Here is a 21531-nt window from a genome sequence, read left to right on the forward strand (position 1 = left end):
AAAGGTACTAAAATTAATTAAGAATGAAGAATGAAGGATTAAGAATTAACAAATTATTCGTAACTTTGTGGCGAAAAAGATGCATTTGTAAGAAACTTTAATGTCGAACGATTATTTTCAATTCCGACAATTCCGAATTCGTCAACAGCGATGTGCCATGAAAGTGGGTACTGACGGGACACTGCTTGGCTCCTGGGCACAGACGCCGATGCCACGTTGTCGAATCCTTGATATTGGCACTGGTACTGGTCTGATTGCCTTGATGATGGCCCAACGTTTTCCTGAATCATCAGTTATGGGGATCGACATAGATGCCGAAGCCGTTGCTCAGGCACAGGAGAATGTCGAGGAATCACCTTTCGCACAGCGGATAACCATTCGGCAGGCTGATGTTCTGCAGTTCGACGACGAAGGAAAATTTGATGCTATCGTCTGTAATCCTCCGTATTTCGTAAATGCCCTGACATGTCCTGACCAGCAACGTACCACTGCGCGTCATACTGTTAGCCTCTCTTACGAAGGACTTATGCAGAGGGTTGCCAGACTACTGACTACAGAGGGGCTGTTTTCTGTGGTGATACCCGTAGATAGTCGCTCTGCACTTGAAACGGCAGCCTACTTAAACGGCTTATTTCTAAGTCGTGTCTGTATGGTCAAAACAACGCCTCGTAAGGCACCGAAGCGTTGCATGATTGAATTTGTAAAACACATTAAAAATGAAATAGATATAGAAGATGGAATTATTGAAGAAGCACCATGTGTTAGGAGTGATTGGTATCAACGTCTGACTGCTGAATTCTATCTCTAAGATGTTTTAATATGAAAGTGACTGTAATACAACTGGACATCGAGTGGGGGAGTCCGTCGGAGAATATCCGCAGGGTAGAGCAACTGATGGCAAAGGCCCCCAGCAGTGATCTATATGTTCTGCCAGAGATGTGGAACACTGGATTTGTCACGGAACCCCAAGGTATTGCTGAGGATGAAGGTGAGAGTCCCTCTCTTGAATGGATGCGTACTACGGCAAAGGAACGACATTGTGCCATTGTGGGTAGTATGGCCGTCAGAACTGCCGATGGAATCTATCGAAACAGACATTATTTTGTGAATGGTAAGAATCATTCAGTTGAATATTATGATAAACACCATCTGTTCAAATATGGCAAGGAAGACCTGTTCTATACAGCAGGCGAGACACCAACGGTTGTTGAATACGAGGGATTCCGACTGTTGTTGCTCACATGTTATGACCTACGTTTTCCTGTGTGGTGCCGTTATTCAGATGCTCAGAACTATGATGCGATTGTTATTGGGGCCAGCTGGTCAGAAAAACGCCAGAATACTTGGCAGATTCTGACTCGCGCCAGAGCTATGGAAAACCAGGCCTATGTCATTGCGTGTAATCGTGTTGGTGACGATGCTGATGGACATTATCGCGGATTGAGTGCCATTATCAGTCCAATTGGAAAGACACTGGCTGCTTGCAGACAAAACACTGCAGATGTTGCATCATTTGAACTGGATTTGGAATCGCTCCGCCATTATCGTAGAAAATTCCGAGTTTTAGACGATCGCGATATCCTATAGCTGACTCTGGAGGTTTCCTCGGAGCAAAGTGGGACTTTCCTCGGAGGAAACTCGGACTTTCCCCGGCATATAATTTTTGAAGGTACGGACTAAACCTTCTTTGGATTAGAATCGGCATTATGATAAATAATGGATATTGAAATGCCTACTCCTTCCTAAAAAAATGCGTGCTACGTTTGTTTCGTATCCAACGTAGCACGCATCATATTTTTATTCTGTAGATTAGAATGGCAGATCATCTGCACTGCCCTCACCAGTGGGCTCTTGTGCAGGCGGGAACGGTGCTGTAGCCCCTGTCGGCGGGAACGGCGCAGCCTGAGGCGCACCAGCTACGGGCTGTTGAACTTGACCACGAATCACGTTATAAGCACGGATATCATTGAACCAACGTCCATTAAACTCATGGGCATCGATATCGAACTGCACGGTAAGATCCTCTCCCTGTTGGATGTTGAACTGCTTAATGCGGTCCTCACCAAAGATCCTGAAGAGACATTTTTTAGGATACTGACCGGGCACCTCGATCACATAATCTTGCGACATCCATGAGTTGCCTGTACGTGCTGACACACCACTCTGGGCAGGCATCACGGCGATAATTCTACCTGTTAATTCCATTTCAATTGTTTTTATTTGTTGATTTTTTCGTTTTCACGTGGCGAAATTACTAAAAATAGTTTGAATCGCATCATTTTCTCCTAAAAATTTTGTTGATTACAACGTTTTTTTGTAATTTTGTGCTCAATTATATAAGTTGTAATTAAGAACAAAATAACTATAAAATTATGCGTTTCACATTATCAAGCACCGCACTGAGCAACAAGCTCTCTGCACTCTCTAAAGTTATTAACAGTAAAAACGCCCTGCCGATTTTGGGCGACTTTGTGTTTGAGATCACAGACAATGTACTTTATCTGACAGCGTCAGATAGTGAGAATGTGATGAAAACACAAATGGAATTAACAGAGAGCGATGGCAACAGCCGTTTTGCCATTGGCAACCATGACCTGTTAGAGGCTGTGAAAGGATTCTCAGAGCAGCCGATCACCTTTGATGTCAATCAAGAGCAGAATATCGTAAAGATCTCATATCAGAATGGACTGTTCTCACTCCCAATCGAGAGCGCAGACGAGTTCCCGATGGCACAGCCTGTGAGCGAATACGCCCACACCATCACCATGCCTAATGCCATACTCGCAGAGAATATCAACCGTAGTATCTTCGCAACAGCGCAGGACGAGTTACGCCCGGTTATGAACGGTATATACTTCGACCTTACGGCCGATTGTCTCGCCGTGGTAGCCAGCGATGGTCATAAACTGGTGCGTAATAAGATTTATACCATTAAGAGCGATCAGCCTGCTGCCTTTATTCTGCCGAAGAAGCCGGCTAACCTCCTACGTAATCTCTTGGGTAAGGACGGTGGTGATGTGATCATCCGCTTCGACGAACGTAACGCCGAAGTGAGCTATGGCGACGGTACCATCCAATGCCGCTTGATAGAGGGACGCTACCCCAACTATAACTCTGTCATTCCACAGAGTAATCCCAATGAGCTCCGCACCGATCGTCTCGGACTGCTGGCAGCACTCCGTCGTGTACAGCCGTTTGCCAACGACTCTAGCAATCTTATCCGCTTCCATGTGGAAGGTACGACCCTGCAACTCGACGCTGAGGACTACGACTTCTCAAAGACTGCTACGGAGCGTATGACATGCGAATACAACGGTCAGCCTATGAGTATTGGCTTCAAGGGCTCCTCGTTTATTGAGGTTCTCAGTAATTTCGATTGCCCCGAGGTAATCATCCAATTGGCAGACCCCAGTCGTGCAGGTCTTGTACTGCCATCTGAGCAGCCAGAGAACCAGGATGTGCTGATGCTGATGATGCCGATGCTGATCAACGACTAATCGACAACCGTGAATCCATGAGACTGAATCTGACTAAGCCACTGGTGATCTTCGATCTGGAGACAACCGGGCTTGACTTGGTGAAAGACCGCATCATCCAGATATCCTATATTAAAGTTTGTCCGAATGGTGAGGAGATAAGAGGCAATGAACTGGTGAATCCTGAGCGCCCCATCCCCGAAGAGGTGGCGGCACTCACGGGCATCAGTGATGACGATGTGAAAGACAAACCGGCATTTAAGCAAATAGGACAGCGGTTGGCAACAACCTTTACGGGCTGCGATTTTGCTGGTTTTAATTCTAATCACTTCGATATTCCCCTACTCGCAGAAGAATTCCTGCGTGCAGGCATCGACTTTGATTTCTCGAGATGCCGACTGATTGACGTTCAGACCATCTTTCATAAGATGGAGCGCAGAAACCTTGCAGCCGCTTATAAGTTCTATTGTGGACGGAAAATGGAGGACGACTTCGAGGCACATCGTGCCGATCAGGACACTGAGGCGACCTATCGTGTGCTTATGGGAGAACTCGACAAGTATGCGCCAGGTGCTAATGAAGACCCAGAGAAGGTGCTGGAGAATGATATGGAACAGTTGGCTGCGTTTTCGAAGACGAACAACAATATCGACTTTGCTGGACGTATAGTCTGGGGCGAGATGAAAGACCGCTATGGCAAGCCCCTACTCGACAAAGACGGGAATCCACGGCTCACAGAGGTATTTAACTTCGGCAAGCACAAAGGAGTGCCTGTGGCCGATGTACTGCATATTGATCCGGGCTACTACAGTTGGATTCTTGCGGGTGACTTCACATACAACACCAAGCAGGTCCTGACTCGTATTCGTCTGCGTGAGGCTCAGGCGCTTCGATAGATGATTTGCAGGAGTGTATATAAATAGATGATAAATGATCCAAAGATAATGATGATGAATATGCGACAGGGATTTCTATCAGTAAGAAAGGTGCTGGTCGCTTTATCCATTATCATAAGTCATATGTCATTTTGTTCTGTGAGTGCCCAGGAGTTGCAAGTTAGGGTGAACATCAACCACAGTCAGATACAAGGTACCGATGTGGATATCTTCGACAACCTCCGGCAGACTATCGAACAGTTCATTAACGAACGCCATTGGACAGAACTGCAGTTCCAGAAGAACGAACGTATCCGATGTAATTTGAACATCACTGTCGACAGATATATCCGTGAGGAAAACCGCTTCGAATGTACGGCTCTTATACAGGCTAACCGTCCTGTTTACAATGCCTCATACACCTCTACATTATATAATAATAAAGACGAGAATTTCCACTTTACCTTCGCTCAGTTCGACCAGCTGAACTTCAGTGACGAGCAGGTTGACAACCAACTGACTGCTCTCCTCGCCTACTATGCCTACTTGATCATAGGCCTCGACCTTGACAGTTTCGCTCCGATGGGCGGAACGGATATACTCCAGCGGTGCATGTATCTCGTGAACAACGCACAGAGCCTTGCTTTCCCTGGCTGGAAATCGTTCGAGGACAATCGCAACCGTTTTTCCATTATCAATGACTATCTTGACGAGGCTATGCGTCCATTCCGACAGTTCCAGTACGATTACTATCGTAAAGGGCTTGACGAGATGGCTAACAATGCCGAACGGGGACGGACGGAGATATCACAGGCTCTGGAGGATGGACTGAAGACTGCACGCAGTAATAAGCCACTGAGCATGTTGCCGCAGATATGGACCGACTACAAGCGTGATGAACTTGTAAACATCTACCAAGGCAAAGGAACCCAGAAAGAGAAAGAACGTATCTATGGCCTCTTGATGAGTATCAATGCCTCACAGAACGGTAGTTGGGAAAAGATTAAGAATTGATAGCTGATTGATATGCTGAAACATTTATATATCAAGAACTTCGCGTTAATCGATGAACTCGATATTGAACTGCATCAGGGTTTTTCGGTTATCACAGGAGAGACAGGTGCAGGTAAGAGCATCATCCTGGGCGCCATCGGTCTACTGCTTGGGCAGCGTGCCGACACGAAGGTCATGCGCCCAGAAGCCGACCGTTGTGTCATTGAGGCTCATTTCGACCTCGCGCGCTATGACATGCAGGCTTTTTTTACTGACAACGATATCGACTACGACCCGAATGACTGTATTGTACGTCGTGAGTTGACATCCGCTGGCAAGAGTCGTGCTTTTATCAACGACACACCCGTACAACTCTCCATGCTGAAGGAACTCGGCGAACGACTGGTCGACGTACATTCACAACACCAGAATCTGTTGCTTAATAAACAGGACTTCCAACTCAGTGTGGTCGATATCATCGCTGATGATGCCAAGGCCTTGTCACAATACCGTCGGACCTTCCGTCAGTACCAGACGGTACGGAAAGAGCTCACGCTCATGCAGGAGACGATTGAGCAGAATCGACAGAACCTCGACTTTCTTCAGTTTCAGTGTCAGGAACTCACCGATGCCAACCTTGTGGCCGAAGAAATGGAAGAACTGGAACGGAAGAGTGAGACAATGTCACATGCTGAGGAGATTAAAGGAGCCCTCTATGAGACAGATAGGGCGCTGTCGGCTGAGGAAACAGGAGTTACGGGCTCCTTACGTACTGCCATTCATGCTTTGAAGGGCATCGAGCGTGTCTTCCCTGATGTGTCGGAGCTAATCCAACGGCTCGAGAGTAGCTATATTGAGATGAAGGATGTTGCTCAGGATATCAGCAGTCATCTGGAGAGTGTCGATTTCGACCCAACAGAACTCGACACGGTGAACGCGCGTCTCGATCGTCTCTACGATCTGGAGAAAAAATACCACGTGGAGACTATCGATGCATTGATCCGGAAACGTGATGAACTGAAACGGCAACTTAATAGTATTGAAAACAGCGACGAGGCACTTGCTGTCCTCCGTCATCAGGTGGATCAGTGGCAGGTACAGGTCGAGAAAGAGGCTGCTGTACTAACCAAACTAAGAGAAGGGACAGCTCGACAGATCGAGAAAGAGATACAGACACGCCTCATATCTTTGGGTATGCCGAATGTACGCTTTGCTATCACCAACACTCCGACCGAGCCAGGACCCGATGGACAGGATAAAGTGTCCTTCCTTTTTAGTGCTAACACCTCCACCCCACTCCAGCCTGTCTCACAAGTGGCTTCAGGTGGCGAAATCGCCCGTGTCATGCTGGCTTTGAAGGCGATGATCAGTGGTGCCGTCAAACTTCCTACCATCATCTTCGACGAGATAGACACTGGTGTCAGTGGTAAGATGGCGGAGAAAATGGCGGAAATCATGCAAGAGATGGGACATCATGGTCGTCAGGTTATCAGCATCACCCACCTGCCGCAGATTGCTGCCTTGGGAACCACCCACTATCGGGTTGAGAAAGAAGAAACGAGCGAGGGAACCACTAGTCGGATGACCGAGTTGTCGCCCGATGAGCGTATCACGGAGATTGCTCAGATGCTCAGCGGTAGTAACGTGTCCGAGGCCGCCATGCAGAATGCTCGTCAACTGCTCCATCTCTGACAATAGAATAGATTACTCAATAATATACTAAGGAATTATATCATACAAGATTATATGAAAATGAAACGAATACTACTTTTAATGACCTGTCTTATCTCACTGACTATGGCCGTTGCTCAGCCTGCCTGGGTGAAGAAAGCCTCTCGGTCGGTGTTCACCTTGAAGACTTTTGCCGCTGACGGTTCACTGATAGCTAGCACTAACGGCTTCTTTATTGGATCCAATGGTGAGGCCATCAGTAACTTTACCCCGTTCAAGGGTGCATCACGAGCAGTTATCATCGATGCTCAGGGAAAGGAGATGGAGGTGGTCGGCATCCTTGGAGCCAATGATATGTATGATGTCGTCAAGTTCCGGGTTAATGGTAAAACACAACCACTCATCGTCAGTGCGACAGTAGCACCTGTCGGCAGTCAGGCTTGGCTACTCCCCTACCGAGAACAGAAGAGTCTCCGTAATGGACTGATTCGTAAGGCGGAGATATTCCAAGACAATAATGCATATTATACGGTGGCCATGACTATGTCGGATGGACTGGTCAGCTGTCCACTTCTCAACGATGCCGGCGAGGTAATCGGTATGATGCAGCAGCCGGCTTCCGTTGGTGACTCTCTGAGTTATGCCGTAAGTGCTCGTTTCGTTGACTCTCTGAAGATTAGCGGTCTAAGCTTCAACGATGTTACTCTTCGTCTTACCAATATCAAGAAAGAACTGCCCCTGGATGTGAAGGAAGCCACGCTCCTACTCTTCCTTGCAGCCTCACATACAGATTCGCTCTCGTATGCTACTATGATTAATGATTTCGTCCGCCAGTTTCCCAATGCTCCCGATGGATATATCTATCGTGCTCAACAGGAGAGTGCTGCTGGTGACTTTTCTGGTGCAGAACAAGATATGGAACGGGCTATCAAGGTGTCGGACAAAAAAGACGATGCGTATTTTAACTATGCGCGTCTGATCTACAACAAGGAGATTTATCAGAGTAACCAGCCATATGCCAACTGGAATCTCGATAAGGCTCTGACACTGATTCGTGAGGCCAATAGTATTAACCCCTTGCTCACCTATCGACAGATGGAAGGAAACATTCTCTATGCCCAGAGACACTATCAGGAGGCGTGTGATCTCTTTGTGGCCTTAGCCAGAGAGTCCAATAACGCAGAACTGTGGTTTTCTGCATCTAGTTGTAAGCAGCAACTTAACGACACCACCGCTCGTCTGGCACTTCTCGACAGTACGATGAACACGTTTAGTAAACCGTATCTGAAAGAGGCTGCTGTATATCTGTGGACGCGTGCCGAAGCACGCCGTGATGCCGGTAAGTTCCGTGATGCCGTCAGCGACATGAATGAATATGAGGAACTGATGAAAGCCTCGATCAACGATAATTTCTACTATCTCCGTCATCAGACAGAAATACAGGGACGTCTCTACCAACAAGCACTCAACGATATCAATCGTGCCATTCAGATTAATCCGAATGAGACTCTCTACTATGCTGAGAAGGCCTCACTTGAGATCCGTGTGGGACATTATGACGATGCTATCGCCACAGCCCGGGAGTGTATTGCCATTAATGCCGACAACAGCGATGGCTTTCTCTTCCTTGGTTTGGCACAGTGCCTGAAAGGTGATAAACAGGAAGGTATTAAGAATCTGCAGAAAGCCAAGGAAATGGGCGACCCGCAGGCACAAGCACTCATTGAGAGATACCAGTAATACACTGTTTGGAGGTCGTTGTTAGAATTTGATATTCCCTACAATAAAGAATCCCACCATTTGGTGGGATTCTTTATATTTGTATAACCCGATGCAACGCATTAAAACGGTAGCGGCCCGTCGTTTGTTGGTGGTGGCAGAGGAGCACCGCCGAATGGATCATAACCAGATGCAATATCAGGCATCTGTCCGTCGCCATTAATTTTCGAGCCGACAATCTCTCCACCGATGGGTGGACGATTAGCAAGGTTCTTGTCCTCTGGGTTCTCAAAACGTGTATATTCGCCACGGAAGGTCAGCAGTACATCGCCCGTAGCACCCTTACGATGCTTGGCGATAATAATCTGAGCCATACCATGCAGATCACGACCGTTATCATCCTGGTAGATATGATAATACTCTGGTCGGTGTACAAAAATAACCATATCGGCATCCTGCTCAATGGCACCCGACTCACGGAGGTCAGACAACTGCGGTCGTTTTCCTTCCAATCCTTCACGGCTCTCAACACCACGGTTCAACTGACTCAGTGCGAGGATAGGTATATCCAATTCCTTTGCCAGTCCTTTCAATGATCGTGAAATGGTCGACACCTCCTCTTGTCTGGAGGAAAACCGCATACCATTGGCGTTCATCAGCTGCAGGTAGTCAATCATGATGAGCTTCACACCGTGCTCACGAACCAATCGACGCGCCTTCGTTCGTAATTCAAACACCGAGAGTCCCGGTGTGTCGTCAATATATAAAGGAGCACCGAGCAAGTTGTTGATACGTTTATCTAGACGATCCCACTCGTCACGCTGCAACTGACCATTCAGAATTTTTGAACCTTGTATCTCGCATGCATTGGAGATGAGTCGGTTAACCAACTGCACGTTCGACATTTCCAAAGAGAAGAATGCCATCGGTACATGCATGTCGGCTGCGATATTCTTTGCCATAGACAAAGCAAACGAAGTCTTACCCATGGCCGGACGACCGGCAATGATTACCAGATCGGAGGCCTGCCAACCACTGGTGATATCATCAAGCTTATAATAGCCTGTCGACACGCCCGTCAGACCATCTGTGTTCTGTGCAGCCTTTGAAATCACGTCCAACGCTTGTTTAATCACTGGGTCGATAGCAGTATAATCCTTCTTCATATTCCGCTGACTCAGTTCGAAGAGCGATCCTTCCGCCTCTTGCATCAGATCTTCCACGTCGATGGTCTCATCGAAGGCTTTTGTCTCAATAACACTGGCAAAGGATATTAGTTGTCGTGCCAACGACTTCTGCGCTACGATGTTTGCATGATACTCGATATTCGCCGACGAGGCCACACGTGAGCTCAGTTCAGCTACGTATCCTGGTCCACCTACTTCTTCGAGATGTCCCATCTTCGCCAACTGCTCCGTGACTGTCAGCACGTCTACGGGTTTTTCTTCCATGCTTAGGTCGCGAATGGCAGTATATACCATCTGGTTCCTTGGCTCATAGAAACTCTCTGGATGCAGCAGTTCGCATACCACGGCATACGCATCCTTGTCAATCATCAGTGCACCCAGCACTGCCTTCTCAACTTCCAGCGCCTGCGGCTGCAGGTGTCCGTAGGTATTATCCACAGGTTGCTGCCTGCGCTGTCTTCTTCTGTTCGTATTTTCTTGTTCAGGCATAATCTTTTTCTGTTAGCTGTTTGTCTTTGGTGTCTCCTTCAGTACCGGTAGTGATATATGGTATCTAACGGCAAGAAATCGTGTCATACATGTCACGACGAAACTTATCACCGCACTCCATTCCACCGATAGTCCCACACTGATTAGCAGCCAGTAAACCAGTCCACCGAGTACACTCGCCATGGCGTATATCTCTTTATGGAAAATCACAGGTTCGTTGTTCAGTAGTACATCACGGATGACGCCACCTGCCGATCCGGTGATGCATCCCATGATGATGGCTACCCAGAACGGTTGTCCGAGTGCTATGCTCTTCTGTATACCGGCGATGGTAAAGAGTGCTAAGCCTAGTGTGTCGAACACGAACCATGCATTTTTCAATGGCTCCATCCATTTTCCGAAGAAAGCCACCGTCAACAAAGCCACGGCCGTACATATCAGATAAATGGGAGTGGTCATCCAGAACGGTGTCGTACCAAGCATCACGTCACGGATGGTACCGCCACCGATTGCCACCGCTACACCACACACATAACCACCAAACCAGTCGAACTGTTTGGCAGCTGCATGTCGGATACCTGATATAGCAAAGGCAAACGTACCCAGTAGCTCTATTATTTTAATAATTACTTCTTGTTCCATATTGGATTTCGGCAATCGGTGTTATCAATTATAACTGCTATTATTCATATCTTTTCCCCCAATAGTTCACCATCCGTTGGTACATCTTTTCCTCGGTAGGGTTATGCTGACCATGCCAGAAACGTTCTTCTGTCAGAGCGTCAGGCAGATACTGCTGGGGCGTGAAATGGCCGGGAAAATCATGGGGATACTTATAACCGTCGTGATAGCCCAACTCCTTCATCAGTTCCGTAGGTGCATTACGAATAGGTAATGGCACCGGCTGATTTCCCGTTCGTTTCACGGTTGCCAAGGCTGCATCAACGCCCAGATAGGCACTGTTGCTCTTCGGTGAAGTGGCTAGATAGACCGTCGCCTCTGCCAGAGGTATTCGTCCCTCCGGCCAGCCGATTTTCATCACAGCGTCAAAGGCGGCATTGGCTAATAATAGGGCATTAGGATTTGCCAGTCCGATATCCTCAGCGGCACTGATTACCAATCGTCTGGCAATAAACTGCGGATCTTCCCCACCCTCAATCATCCGTGCCAACCAATAGAGTGCGGCATCAGGGTCTGAGCCCCGGATACTCTTGATAAAAGCTGATATAATATCGTAGTGCATCTCCCCGTCCTTGTCATAGGCTAATGGGTTTTGCTGCAAACGGTTTACTACGGTCTCGTCGGTGATTATAACTTCCTTAGATGCTTCAGCATCTACGACCAACTCTAATATATTCAGTAGTTTACGAGCGTCGCCACCACTATATCTAATCAGTGCATCAGTTTCCTTTAATTGGATATCTCGTTCCTTTAGAAAAGTATCAGTATGGATTGCCCGATCGAGCAGTTTCAGCAAATCGTCTTTCTCCAACGATTTCAATACATAGAGCTGACAACGTGAGAGCAGCGGTCGGATTACCTCGAACGAAGGGTTCTCCGTCGTGGCACCTATCAAGGTAACGATACCTTTCTCCACTGCACCAAGCAGGGAGTCTTGCTGTGACTTCGAAAAACGATGTATCTCGTCGATAAACAAAATGGGAGACCGTTCATTGAAGAAGCGTCCCTTCTGGGCTTTCTCTATCACGTCCCTCACATCCTTCACTCCGCTAGTTACTGCCGACAGCGTGAAGAACGGTGTCTCCAACTTGTGAGCGATAATTTGCGCCAAGGTGGTCTTGCCCACCCCCGGCGGTCCCCATAGGATAAACGACGATATCCGTCCTGCGTCAATCATCTTCCGCAGGACAGCGCCCTCGCCCACCAGATGCTCTTGGCCGATGTAGTCGTCAAGGGTACGAGGTCGTAGTCGTTCGGCTAAAGGTTCTGCCATTTTTGGTTTTTGCTTGCAAAAATACAAAAACTCGATTGAAATCCCAAATTTATTCCTTCATTTCTCTCGCCTTCCTTCCAGTCTATAGGTTATTATTGTTGAATCGGCTCAGATTTATTCATTTTAAACCCAAAGTGAGTCGATAATTGGAAAATTAAATCGTATCTTTGCCAACGAGATGAAACAAAAGATTTGCAATTATGACAATAGAAGAGTATTTGAATAAGCCATATTGGGTAATAGACATACTGCCCAAGCAAGTTCCCGCCGATGGCAGAGGGCAGTACTTCAGGGTTGAGAAATACTTTTTGGAGCATCCTCAGATTGACATCATCTACAGAAAGTTCACCAATATCCTGCTGAAACTGAATTGTTATGAAGATATCAATGTGAGTCATGACGGTGATGAATGGATTACGAATCCAGCCCCACATGAACTGGAGAATGCATTGTTGGCATGTATGACCGACAAGCAGATGCTTTACATCCTTTTGAAATCAGCTGATGCCCTAATAACAGTCAGCGGTGATAACACCTATATGACTGTCTATAATCCAACGGAGGAGTCAAAAAAACTAATAGACTCATTGGCTGTCTCTGAGGGATTGTTTATGTGGAATCTGGCCATGTGATGGAGAAATGCGTTTTGTACCTACAGGCGAAGCGTGTTACGACGAGTCTCCGTATACGCCGTGTGATTGATTACCTTTGTTCGTGGTAAGTGTGAAATGATGATGTGGTGTGCGGTGCTTGCGAAGGGTCTCGAAAAAACTCTATAATTCTTATATATGAAGAGAAAATCGAAAAAATATGCCCTAAAAACTTGCTAATAAAAAATAAAGTATATACATTTGCAGTAAAAATCAGAGAAAACATGGCAAGAACAAAACAAACACTACAGGAAAGCAACTCAACACTGTCTATTAAGTCTATTACAAAGAGCAGTGTCTGGGATATTCAGGAGAACGATGTGTTCCGCATGTGGGATGCGGCCGCAAAAGACACAGAAGTTAAGGAAAACATTCATCACTATCTCGATATTTTCAAGAGCGCCTTTCTTGTTGAGGAGATCAAGGAAGACGTGTTGCTCGTGAAGAAAAGCTATGAGAAACGTGGTTTTAAGGTGGCACAGATCAAGTTTGATGAAAACATGAAATTTGCATGGGCCATCAAGAAACGTCCTATCATGCGCGTCACCGATCTTACATACGAGAATATCCGTCATATTTCCGCTACGAAATTGCTTGAGGTCATCGACCGTAATTTCGGCGGTGGTTGGGATTCTCTGTCCCAGTCAATCCAGGACATTATCCTGAGCGGTTTCGATATCTCCACCACTACCCTTCCCAAGGACCGTCTTCACAAGAAAGGTGGCATGTACGAGAAGAAAGTGGCCGATGGCTATGATGTGCTGGAGGTGGAAAAAGGCGGCTGGGTTGAAGCCATTTTCGCAAAACTGAAGCCTGAGCAAGAAAAGATCCGTATGCAGTTCTCAAGCAAGGGGCGTGGTGACGAGGATCTCGACGATGATGAGGACTATGAGGTTGAGGACAACTATAGCTCACATGATGAGGATGACTCAGTGGTGGAGGATCCTAAAGATGAAGATATCACCGAGGATAACTACTCTACGATGATGGATCTGGGTGGTGAGGATCCCGACGACGAGGCAGCCGGTATGATTGACTTCTCCGACGAATAGCACACATATATTATAAACCAATAAAAAGCCTAAGATTATTAACATGAACATCCCCACTGTATTCTGGCTCGTGCCCGTCGCATCGGTCGTGGCACTGAGCATGGCGTATCTGTTTTTCACTCAGATGATGAAAGCTGACGAGGGTACGCCCCGTATGAGAGAGATTGCACTGTATGTACGCAAAGGAGCTATGGCCTACCTTAGACAACAGTATCGCGTGGTCACTATTGTCTTTGTCGTGCTCTGTGCCCTCTTCGCCTTTATGGCCTACGGGCTACACGTCCAGAATCCGTGGGTGCCTTTTGCCTTTCTCACCGGTGGTTTCTTCTCCGGTTTGGCAGGCTTCTTCGGCATGAAAACTGCCACCTATGCCTCTGCTCGTACGGCTAATGCTGCCCGTGAGAGTCTCGATGCCGGTCTGAAAATCGCGTTCCGCTCTGGTGCCGTGATGGGACTTACCGTCGTCGGTCTGGGCTTGCTCGATATCGCCATCTGGTTTGTCGTTCTGAACCAGTTCGACGCCGATGGATTGATCTCCATTACTACCACGATGCTCACCTTCGGTATGGGCGCTTCGACACAGGCACTCTTTGCCCGTGTGGGTGGTGGTATCTATACGAAGGCTGCTGATGTGGGTGCCGATATCGTGGGAAAGGTTGAGGCCGATATCCCTGAGGATGATCCACGTAACCCTGCAACCATCGCTGATAATGTCGGAGATAATGTGGGTGATGTGGCCGGCATGGGAGCCGACCTATACGAGAGCTATTGTGGTTCGGTACTTTCTACTGCAGCACTTGGCGCCTCTGCCTTTGCGGCCAGTGCTGTTGACGGCATGCAGATCAAGGCGGTTATCGCACCGATGATCATTGCTGCTGTAGGTGTATTTCTCTCCCTGTTAGGCATTTTCCTCGTCCGCACGAAAGAGGGTGCCACGATGAGGGATCTGCTGCGTTCGCTTTCTTTGGGCACGAACATCAGTGCTGTGCTCATTGCTATAGCTACTTTCGCCATCCTCTACCTGCTTGGTATTGACAACTGGTTGGGACTTTCCTTCTCCGTCATCTCCGGACTGGCTGCTGGTGTCATCATCGGTCAGGCCACCGAGTATTATACCTCACACAGCTACAAACCTACTCAGAAGATCTCTGAGGCCGGACAAACAGGTGCTGCCACTGTCATCATCAAAGGTATTGGTACCGGCATGATCTCCACGTGTATCCCTGTTATTACCATCGGTGTGGCTATCATGCTCAGCTATCTGTGTGCTAACGGTTTCGACCTCTCTATGTCATCGACTTCTTTGGCACATGGTCTCTATGGTATTGGTATCGCTGCCGTGGGTATGCTCTCCACCTTGGGTATCACTCTGGCTACCGACGCATACGGTCCTATCGCCGACAATGCTGGTGGTAATGCAGAGATGTCTAGTCTTGGTGAGGCGGTGCGTCATCGCACAGATGCCCTTGATGCTCTGGGAAACACGACGGCTGCAACAGGAAAAGGCTTTGCCATTGGCTCGGCTGCACTCACAGCCTTGGCTCTACTTGCTTCGTATATCGAGGAGATTAAGATCGCCATGGTTCGTGCCGGTCAGACGCTGACGAATGTGAGTGGTGATGTCATTGCTGCTTCAAACGCGACGATTCCCGACTTTATGAACTATTTCCAAGTGAACCTCATGAACCCGAAGGTGCTTGTGGGCGCTTTCATCGGTGCCATGGCTGCATTCTTATTCTGTGGTATGACCATGGAGGCTGTAGGTCGTGCCGCTGAGAAAATGGTACAAGAGGTACGTCGACAGTTCCGTGAGATTGCTGGTATCCTTGAGGGAACAGGCACTCCCGACTACGGTCGTTGTGTGGAGATTTCTACCCGTGCAGCTCAGCATGAGATGATCATCCCCTCTATCCTTGCCATCATTATTCCTATTATCGTGGGAATCGTTCTTGGCGTGGCAGGTGTCCTGGGTCTGCTTGTTGGTGGTCTCGCTGGTGGCTTCACTCTTGCTGTATTCATGGCAAATGCCGGTGGTGCCTGGGATAATGCGAAGAAGAATATTGAGGAAGGAAACTTCGGTGGTAAGGGTTCCTTTGCCCATAAGGCTTGTATCGTCGGTGATACCGTCGGTGACCCGTTCAAAGATACCTCCGGTCCTTCTCTGAACATTCTGATCAAACTGATGTCCATGGTAAGCATCGTGATGGCAGGTCTGACCGTCGCCTTTGCATAGTGGACATAAAAATGATAAAAATGAGACGAAGAATATGCTTTTTGATGACTGCCATACTGCTGGGCGTCAGTAGTCATGCGCAAGACCTGCCCGATGCCAGTAGGTTCTTGCCTGGACCGCCAGAGACTACCTCTGTGCAATACATCAAAGACTACCTCCAGTATGTATGGGGAAAGAGTTTACGTGACAGCACACGCGGTCAGCAGGCTGTGAGTGACTTCAGTACGGAGATTTCAACCTATCTGAAGGCTTACTCTAAGGTGCTGAATACCGACCTTACGAGTGATATGCCTAAGTTGAATCTTTTGTTCGAGTACTGTATGAACTACGGCATCCGAATGCAGAATCAAGCCCAGAAAAGCTATTCTTATCGTCGTCCCTATGCCCGCTTCAAGGACAAGACGCTCATTCCTGCCTTTGAAGATACCTATCGGGATGTCAGTTCCTATCCCGCTAGTCAGGCGCTCTTCGGTTGGATGTATGCGATGGTTCTAACCGAGATAGCCCCCGACCGTCAGAATGAGATCCTGGCACGTGGCTATGATTTTGGTGCCAGCTCTGTCATCTCCGGCTACCACTGGGATAGCGATGTCTATGCAGGCTTTCTTCTGGCGTCGGCACTTGTCTCACGTCTGCACACTTTCCCCGGGTTCAGTGGTATGATTACCGCCGCTCGGACGGAATACGAGAAGAAGACGGGTGTCAAGAATCCCACAGCAGGTAATAGCGACGAGGCCTATTTTGCCATCAGTGAGTTACCTGATGCCTATAAGTATCTGCCTGCTCCTCCCGAGACCATCTCTCCATTCTTCGCCTGCGACCTGAGTGCCTACGAACAAGGCAAGGCTGCACGTGAAGACGTCTACGGAGACCTGACGGAGACTGGACAGCAGGCATTGACCGATATTACCTATTCGGCCGATAACTTCTGTAAGGTCTATTCCCCTATACTCGGTAAGGAAATCTCTGCGACAGCCACGCCGCAACTCTATAAACTCATGTCGTTAGTGCACCCGTTGGGCAACGGTGCCACTCAGACATGCAAGGCTTATTATATGCGACCGCGTCCCTATGTGCAGATGAACGAACTGACACTCTACGCCCCCGACGAGGACCATCTCCGTGATACCGGTTCCTATCCCTCTGGTCATGCCTCTGGCAGTTGGCTTCATGCTCTCGTGTTAGCGGAAATTAATCCTGATGCTGAGGAGGCTCTACTGGCGCGTGCCTATCTGTTTGGTCAGGGCCGTGTCGTATCCGGCTACCATTGGCAGAGTGATGTTGACATGGGGCGCCTCGTAGCGTCAGCCATCTATGCACGTCTGCATACTAATACTGCGTTCCTCGAACAACTCGAACTGGCCCGACAGGAGTATAAAGGAACATCGGCTATCCGTGATGTTCGTGCCGAACAGTCTGAGGCACCGGTGTACAACCTCCAGGGCATTCGTGTTGACAGTCCCTCACACCCCGGCGTCTATATTCAGGACGGTCGGAAAGTTGTTTACTGACAATGACACTTATTAAACTTTTAATCATCCTGTCCTGGCTCTCCTGGCATTCTCCTGTGCAGAGCCAGGACATTTCTGATGGTTTTTCCGTACAGGCGATACCCGATAGCATCTGGCAACATATGCAGGGAAAGAGTTATCGTCCTAATCCTCATATTGGTCGTGCCGATCTGCGATACTTGAGAGTGCGTCATTACGACTATGATGGTAAAACCCACGATGGAGAGATCATATGCAACCGGCTCATCGCTGACAAAGTCCTGAAAATCTTCCAGGAGCTATATATTCACCACTACCCGATTCAACGAATCCGATTGACCGATGACTATGACGGTGATGACGAACGTCAGATGCGTGACAACAACACCAGTTGTTTCAACTACCGTACGGTGTCAGGCTCACAGAAATTGTCGTACCACGCTCGCGGTCTCGCCATCGACATCAACCCTCTCTATAATCCTTTTATACGAAAGAGAAAAAACGGCAGTATAGAAGTCCAACCTGTGACAGCCAGACCGTATGTGAAACGGAACAGCCCTCATCCTTACATCATTCTGAAGGGTGATCTCTGCTACAGGTTATTCATCAAGTATGGTTTCGCATGGGGTGGCGACTGGAAGTCGTCCAAAGACTACCAGCACTTTGAATACAATAAGAAAATCTTGCCTTAGCTATTCTTTGCAGTAAAAATCATAATACCATTCGGCAAATTTTCGTAGACCGACGCGAAGAGGTGTTTTCGGTTTGAAAGCGAAATCCCGCTCTAATCCATGGGTATCGGCGAACGTCACCGGGACATCCCCTGGCTGCATGGGTACTAATGCCTGATGACTTCTGAAATCAAAGTTCTCGGGTAACACCTTGGCCCGTATCAACTCTTGTTGCAGTGTATCCACGAAAACCAACAGATTTATGGGTGTGCTATTTCCGATATTATATACGACAAACGGCGGTAATTGAGAACCGTCCTCCTCGGAATGTCTCTCCGGAGCACCATGTATGACACGGACAACCCCCTCCACGATGTCATCAACATAAGTGAAGTCACGGGCACAATGGCCATAGTTGAAGATCTGAATCGTATCACCTTTCACAAGTCTGTTCGTAAAACTGAAATACGCCATATCGGGACGACCTTCAGGACCATAAACCGTAAAGAAACGCAGACCTGTGGTTGGGATGTCATACAATACAGAATAAGCATGAGCCATCAACTCGTTAGACTTCTTTATTGCAGCATATAAACTAACAGGGAAATCAGAGCGATCATCTGGTGAATAAGGTACTTTCTTGTTTGAACCATAGACGCTTGATGATGACGCAAAGACCAGATGCTCTACTGGCCAGTGGCGGCAAGCCTCCAGGATATTATAAAACCCAATCAGGTTCGATTGTATGAAAGTATCTGGATTCGTGATGGAGTACCGCACTCCTGCTTGTGCTGCGAGATTCACCACAATCTGAGGACGATATGACTCGAAGATGCTATTGACGGTCGTTTTATCAGCGATATCCCCCTTAATAAACACCCACGACTGATGTTGAGCAGTAGCGACCTTCTCAATCTCAGCCAGCCGGTGTTCTTTCAGACGAACATCGTAATAGTCGTTCAGATTGTCAATACCGATAATGGTTATTTCTTTCTCGTCATGGAAGAGACGTCTTACAAGGAAACTGCCAATAAACCCTGCAGCTCCCGTCACCAATATCACCTTTTTAGTTAAGATAATCATGAGATATTCACGACCTTGGCTTCATCAAGCTGTTCATAGATCGAATTGTTCGACTTATATTCTGGAACAATCTCTTTCATCTTCTTGACCGTTGCCATATTGTCGTATTGCTCCGCAATAGCGATCAACTCGTCGACCTCACGTCGTACCTCGGCATAGTCACGCTCACGCACCTCAGCGATACGGATCTTCTCGTGGAATGTTGGTTTCGTGTTTTCCATATCATCGAGCACCTCCTCGTACAGCTTTTCACCTGGGCGAAGACCCGTATATTCGATTTTTACGTTCTTGGCACCCGACAATCGAATCATACGCTGTGCAAGATCGGCGATGCGTACCGGTTTACCCATGTCAAACACGAAAATTTCTCCGCCACAACCCTTCGTGCCAGCCTCAAGCACTAGTTTACAGGCCTCAGGAATGAGCATGAAGAAACGGATGATATCTTTATGTGTCACAGTCACCGGTCCACCGTTACGTATCTGTTCACGGAACAAAGGGATAACCGAGCCGTTGGAGCCAAGCACATTACCGAAACGTGTGGTGACGAACTGCGTCACGGGATGTTCCACACCTGCGGTCACCTTAGGTAGTCCATTCAAGCCAAAACGACTCATTTTGATAGCACGATCCAGACTCTGCACGTATATCTCACAGATACGCTTCGAACAACCCATCACGTTCGTCGGGTTTACAGCTTTGTCTGTAGACACCATCACAAATTTCTTCACTCCATATTTCACGCTCAGGTCGGCAATCACCTTCGTGCCATAGATGTTGTTATGCACGGCCTCACTGGGGTTGTCCTCCATCATCGGTACATGCTTATACGCTGCGGCATGGAATACGTAGTCGGGTCTGAACTCATCGAAGATCTTCTCCATCCTGGACTGGTTGCAGATGGATGTTACCACCGTCTCCGCATCGATATTGGGGAAATCCTTTGCCATCATCAGCCGAATATCATGTTCTGGTGTCTCAGCCTGGTCAACCAGCAACATAGCGGCAGGATTGAAGACGGCCACCTGTCTGACCATTTCCGAGCCGATACTTCCTGCCGAACCCGTAATCATCACGCGTCGTCCATTCAGCAGTTCGCCAACCGACCTCATGTCAACGTTGATCTCTGCACGTGGCAGCAAATCTTCTACGCTCACCTCCGTCATCTGGAATATCGCTTTTTCGTTCTCGTCGCCGGTCCATTCCTGTGCCGTGGTGGCCATGTATATTTTTACTCCAGCACTGATCAGCATATCCTGCAGTCCTTGTTGGTTACGGAAGTCCTGAGCACGTACCGGTGAGACAATGATTCCCTCGATGCCCTCTTTACGGATGATACCCACCAGGTTGTCATCAAGCGTGTAAACCTTCTCGCCCATCAATTGGTTGTGTCTCAGACTTGGGTTGTGTGTGATGAAACCTTTCACTATAAACCGTACTGGATGCTGGTCGCGGATATTCTTCGCCAATCCGACACCACCAGACATGGCTCCATAAATCAGTACGCGCTTACCGCGCTTTGACGAGGCAATCACATCGAACATCGTTTTCACCAAGATACGAATAGCCCACATCAAAAGGGTGGCTATTATGAACATCGTAACTAAGTGGCGCGAGTGAAGCGGTATAAGCAGCGACGTTGTTATATTTACCTCTAATAAGATATAGTGAACTAATAACGACAGACCCAGCGATAAGATGTTCGCATATGCCACACGTCTGAGGTCAACAAAAGAAGTAAATCGGATGACACCCGTATAGGTATGGAAAAGTCTAACACCAAAAACACTCAGCATTAGATATATCATCAAGGTCGCAATCAGCGGCCAGAAATGACGACTGACACACTCTCCACTCTCAAAAATCCAAAAGGCAGCGATGCCAGATACCAGTAGAGTCAGACCGTCAATAATAAATATACACCAATATGGCAGCGCATTACGGCTGAAATACCAGTTAAACAGTTTATAGAATAACCCCATAGTTTG

General features: G+C 47.8%; 18 protein-coding genes. 12 read left to right on the forward strand and 6 right to left on the reverse strand.

The window, feature by feature from the left end:
• The first annotated feature begins 100 nt into the window (after window positions 1-100).
• Window positions 101-808, forward strand: a complete 708-nt coding sequence (locus BLU99_RS01260) for a tRNA1(Val) (adenine(37)-N6)-methyltransferase (protein ID WP_091899363.1) — start codon at window positions 101-103, stop codon at window positions 806-808.
• Between the two features lie 11 nt (window positions 809-819).
• Window positions 820-1587: a nitrilase-related carbon-nitrogen hydrolase gene (locus BLU99_RS01265; protein WP_091899364.1), complete on the forward strand. Its 768-nt coding sequence runs from the start codon at window positions 820-822 to the stop codon at window positions 1585-1587.
• A gap of 222 nt (window positions 1588-1809) precedes the next feature.
• On the opposite strand, the gene BLU99_RS01270 is transcribed toward BLU99_RS01265, so the two are convergent.
• Window positions 1810-2205, reverse strand: coding sequence for a DUF3127 domain-containing protein (locus BLU99_RS01270; RefSeq protein ID WP_091899365.1), 396 nt, complete (start codon window positions 2203-2205; stop codon window positions 1810-1812).
• Between the two features lie 167 nt (window positions 2206-2372).
• On the opposite strand from BLU99_RS01270, the gene dnaN reads away from it, so the two are divergent.
• From dnaN to BLU99_RS01295, 5 genes are all read left to right on the forward strand, one after another.
• Window positions 2373-3497, forward strand: a complete 1125-nt coding sequence (gene dnaN / locus BLU99_RS01275) for a DNA polymerase III subunit beta (protein ID WP_091899366.1) — start codon at window positions 2373-2375, stop codon at window positions 3495-3497.
• A 17-nt stretch (window positions 3498-3514) separates the two neighbouring features.
• Entirely contained in the window at window positions 3515-4372 is an 858-nt protein-coding gene (locus tag BLU99_RS01280; RefSeq protein WP_091899367.1) for a 3'-5' exonuclease, read from the forward strand.
• Between the two features lie 123 nt (window positions 4373-4495).
• The gene (locus BLU99_RS01285) at window positions 4496-5365 is read left to right on the forward strand and encodes a type IX secretion system protein PorD (protein ID WP_091899912.1); all 870 of its coding nucleotides are present in this window, start codon (window positions 4496-4498) and stop codon (window positions 5363-5365) included.
• 12 nt (window positions 5366-5377) lie between these two features.
• Window positions 5378-7036, forward strand: coding sequence for a DNA repair protein RecN (recN, locus tag BLU99_RS01290; RefSeq protein WP_091899368.1), 1659 nt, complete (start codon window positions 5378-5380; stop codon window positions 7034-7036).
• Window positions 7037-7096: 60 nt separating this feature from the next.
• The gene (locus tag BLU99_RS01295; protein ID WP_144006066.1) at window positions 7097-8755 is read left to right on the forward strand and encodes a hypothetical protein; all 1659 of its coding nucleotides are present in this window, start codon (window positions 7097-7099) and stop codon (window positions 8753-8755) included.
• Window positions 8756-8856: 101 nt separating this feature from the next.
• Here the strand turns inward: BLU99_RS01295 and dnaB are convergent, their stop codons facing one another.
• The 3 genes from dnaB to BLU99_RS01310 are packed head-to-tail and all read right to left on the reverse strand — an operon-like array spanning window position 8857 to window position 12364.
• Window positions 8857-10410 carry a replicative DNA helicase gene (gene dnaB, locus BLU99_RS01300; RefSeq protein WP_091899370.1) on the reverse strand — a complete coding sequence of 518 codons (1554 nt, stop codon included), beginning with the start codon at window positions 10408-10410 and terminating at the stop codon, window positions 8857-8859.
• A 12-nt stretch (window positions 10411-10422) separates the two neighbouring features.
• Entirely contained in the window at window positions 10423-11052 is a 630-nt protein-coding gene (locus BLU99_RS01305) for a trimeric intracellular cation channel family protein (protein WP_091899371.1), read from the reverse strand.
• A gap of 40 nt (window positions 11053-11092) precedes the next feature.
• Window positions 11093-12364, reverse strand: coding sequence for a replication-associated recombination protein A (locus BLU99_RS01310; RefSeq protein WP_091899372.1), 1272 nt, complete (start codon window positions 12362-12364; stop codon window positions 11093-11095).
• Between the two features lie 200 nt (window positions 12365-12564).
• Here BLU99_RS01310 and BLU99_RS01315 point away from each other — a divergent pair, with 200 nt between their 5' ends.
• The 5 genes from BLU99_RS01315 (at window position 12565) to BLU99_RS01335 (ending at window position 18481) form a co-directional block, all read left to right on the forward strand.
• Entirely contained in the window at window positions 12565-12996 is a 432-nt protein-coding gene (locus BLU99_RS01315; protein ID WP_091899373.1) for a hypothetical protein, read from the forward strand.
• Window positions 12997-13238: 242 nt separating this feature from the next.
• Window positions 13239-14066, forward strand: coding sequence for a hypothetical protein (locus tag BLU99_RS01320; protein WP_255397404.1), 828 nt, complete (start codon window positions 13239-13241; stop codon window positions 14064-14066).
• Between the two features lie 43 nt (window positions 14067-14109).
• The gene (locus BLU99_RS01325) at window positions 14110-16299 is read left to right on the forward strand and encodes a sodium-translocating pyrophosphatase (protein WP_091899374.1); all 2190 of its coding nucleotides are present in this window, start codon (window positions 14110-14112) and stop codon (window positions 16297-16299) included.
• A gap of 20 nt (window positions 16300-16319) precedes the next feature.
• On the forward strand, window positions 16320-17810 hold the full coding sequence (locus BLU99_RS01330) for a phosphatase PAP2 family protein (RefSeq protein WP_176771001.1): 1491 nt from the start codon (window positions 16320-16322) through the stop codon (window positions 17808-17810).
• Between the two features lie 2 nt (window positions 17811-17812).
• Window positions 17813-18481 (forward strand): M15 family metallopeptidase, encoded by a 669-nt coding sequence (locus BLU99_RS01335; RefSeq protein ID WP_091899376.1) that lies wholly within the window; start codon window positions 17813-17815, stop codon window positions 18479-18481.
• Here the strand turns inward: BLU99_RS01335 and BLU99_RS01340 are convergent, their stop codons facing one another.
• Both BLU99_RS01340 and BLU99_RS01345 read right to left on the reverse strand, forming a co-directional pair.
• Entirely contained in the window at window positions 18482-19543 is a 1062-nt protein-coding gene (locus BLU99_RS01340) for an NAD-dependent epimerase/dehydratase family protein (protein WP_091899377.1), read from the reverse strand.
• A complete protein-coding gene (locus tag BLU99_RS01345) occupies window positions 19540-21525 on the reverse strand; it encodes a polysaccharide biosynthesis protein (protein ID WP_091899378.1) in 1986 nt (661 codons plus the stop codon). Before BLU99_RS01345 ends, BLU99_RS01340 begins: the two co-directional genes overlap by 4 nt.
• Between the last annotated feature and the right edge of the window lie 6 nt (window positions 21526-21531).

It is taken from the genome of Prevotella sp. lc2012 (assembly GCF_900107065.1).
In the GTDB taxonomy this organism is placed as follows: domain Bacteria; phylum Bacteroidota; class Bacteroidia; order Bacteroidales; family Bacteroidaceae; genus Prevotella.

Bases quoted from the DNA above. Each gene is read 5' to 3' on its own strand.
- BLU99_RS01260 (WP_091899363.1), top strand. From the start codon at position 101: ATGTCGAACGATTATTTTCAATTCCGACAATTCCGAATTCGTCAACAG.
- BLU99_RS01265 (WP_091899364.1), top strand. From the start codon at position 820: ATGAAAGTGACTGTAATACAACTGGACATCGAGTGGGGGAGTCCGTCG.
- BLU99_RS01270 (WP_091899365.1), bottom strand. From the start codon at position 2,205: ATGGAATTAACAGGTAGAATTATCGCCGTGATGCCTGCCCAGAGTGGT.
- dnaN (WP_091899366.1), top strand. From the start codon at position 2,373: ATGCGTTTCACATTATCAAGCACCGCACTGAGCAACAAGCTCTCTGCA.
- BLU99_RS01280 (WP_091899367.1), top strand. From the start codon at position 3,515: ATGAGACTGAATCTGACTAAGCCACTGGTGATCTTCGATCTGGAGACA.
- BLU99_RS01285 (WP_091899912.1), top strand. From the start codon at position 4,496: ATGTCATTTTGTTCTGTGAGTGCCCAGGAGTTGCAAGTTAGGGTGAAC.
- recN (WP_091899368.1), top strand. From the start codon at position 5,378: ATGCTGAAACATTTATATATCAAGAACTTCGCGTTAATCGATGAACTC.
- BLU99_RS01295 (WP_144006066.1), top strand. From the start codon at position 7,097: ATGAAACGAATACTACTTTTAATGACCTGTCTTATCTCACTGACTATG.
- dnaB (WP_091899370.1), bottom strand. From the start codon at position 10,410: ATGCCTGAACAAGAAAATACGAACAGAAGAAGACAGCGCAGGCAGCAA.
- BLU99_RS01305 (WP_091899371.1), bottom strand. From the start codon at position 11,052: ATGGAACAAGAAGTAATTATTAAAATAATAGAGCTACTGGGTACGTTT.
- BLU99_RS01310 (WP_091899372.1), bottom strand. From the start codon at position 12,364: ATGGCAGAACCTTTAGCCGAACGACTACGACCTCGTACCCTTGACGAC.
- BLU99_RS01315 (WP_091899373.1), top strand. From the start codon at position 12,565: ATGACAATAGAAGAGTATTTGAATAAGCCATATTGGGTAATAGACATA.
- BLU99_RS01320 (WP_255397404.1), top strand. From the start codon at position 13,239: ATGGCAAGAACAAAACAAACACTACAGGAAAGCAACTCAACACTGTCT.
- BLU99_RS01325 (WP_091899374.1), top strand. From the start codon at position 14,110: ATGAACATCCCCACTGTATTCTGGCTCGTGCCCGTCGCATCGGTCGTG.
- BLU99_RS01330 (WP_176771001.1), top strand. From the start codon at position 16,320: ATGAGACGAAGAATATGCTTTTTGATGACTGCCATACTGCTGGGCGTC.
- BLU99_RS01335 (WP_091899376.1), top strand. From the start codon at position 17,813: ATGACACTTATTAAACTTTTAATCATCCTGTCCTGGCTCTCCTGGCAT.
- BLU99_RS01340 (WP_091899377.1), bottom strand. From the start codon at position 19,543: ATGATTATCTTAACTAAAAAGGTGATATTGGTGACGGGAGCTGCAGGG.
- BLU99_RS01345 (WP_091899378.1), bottom strand. From the start codon at position 21,525: ATGGGGTTATTCTATAAACTGTTTAACTGGTATTTCAGCCGTAATGCG.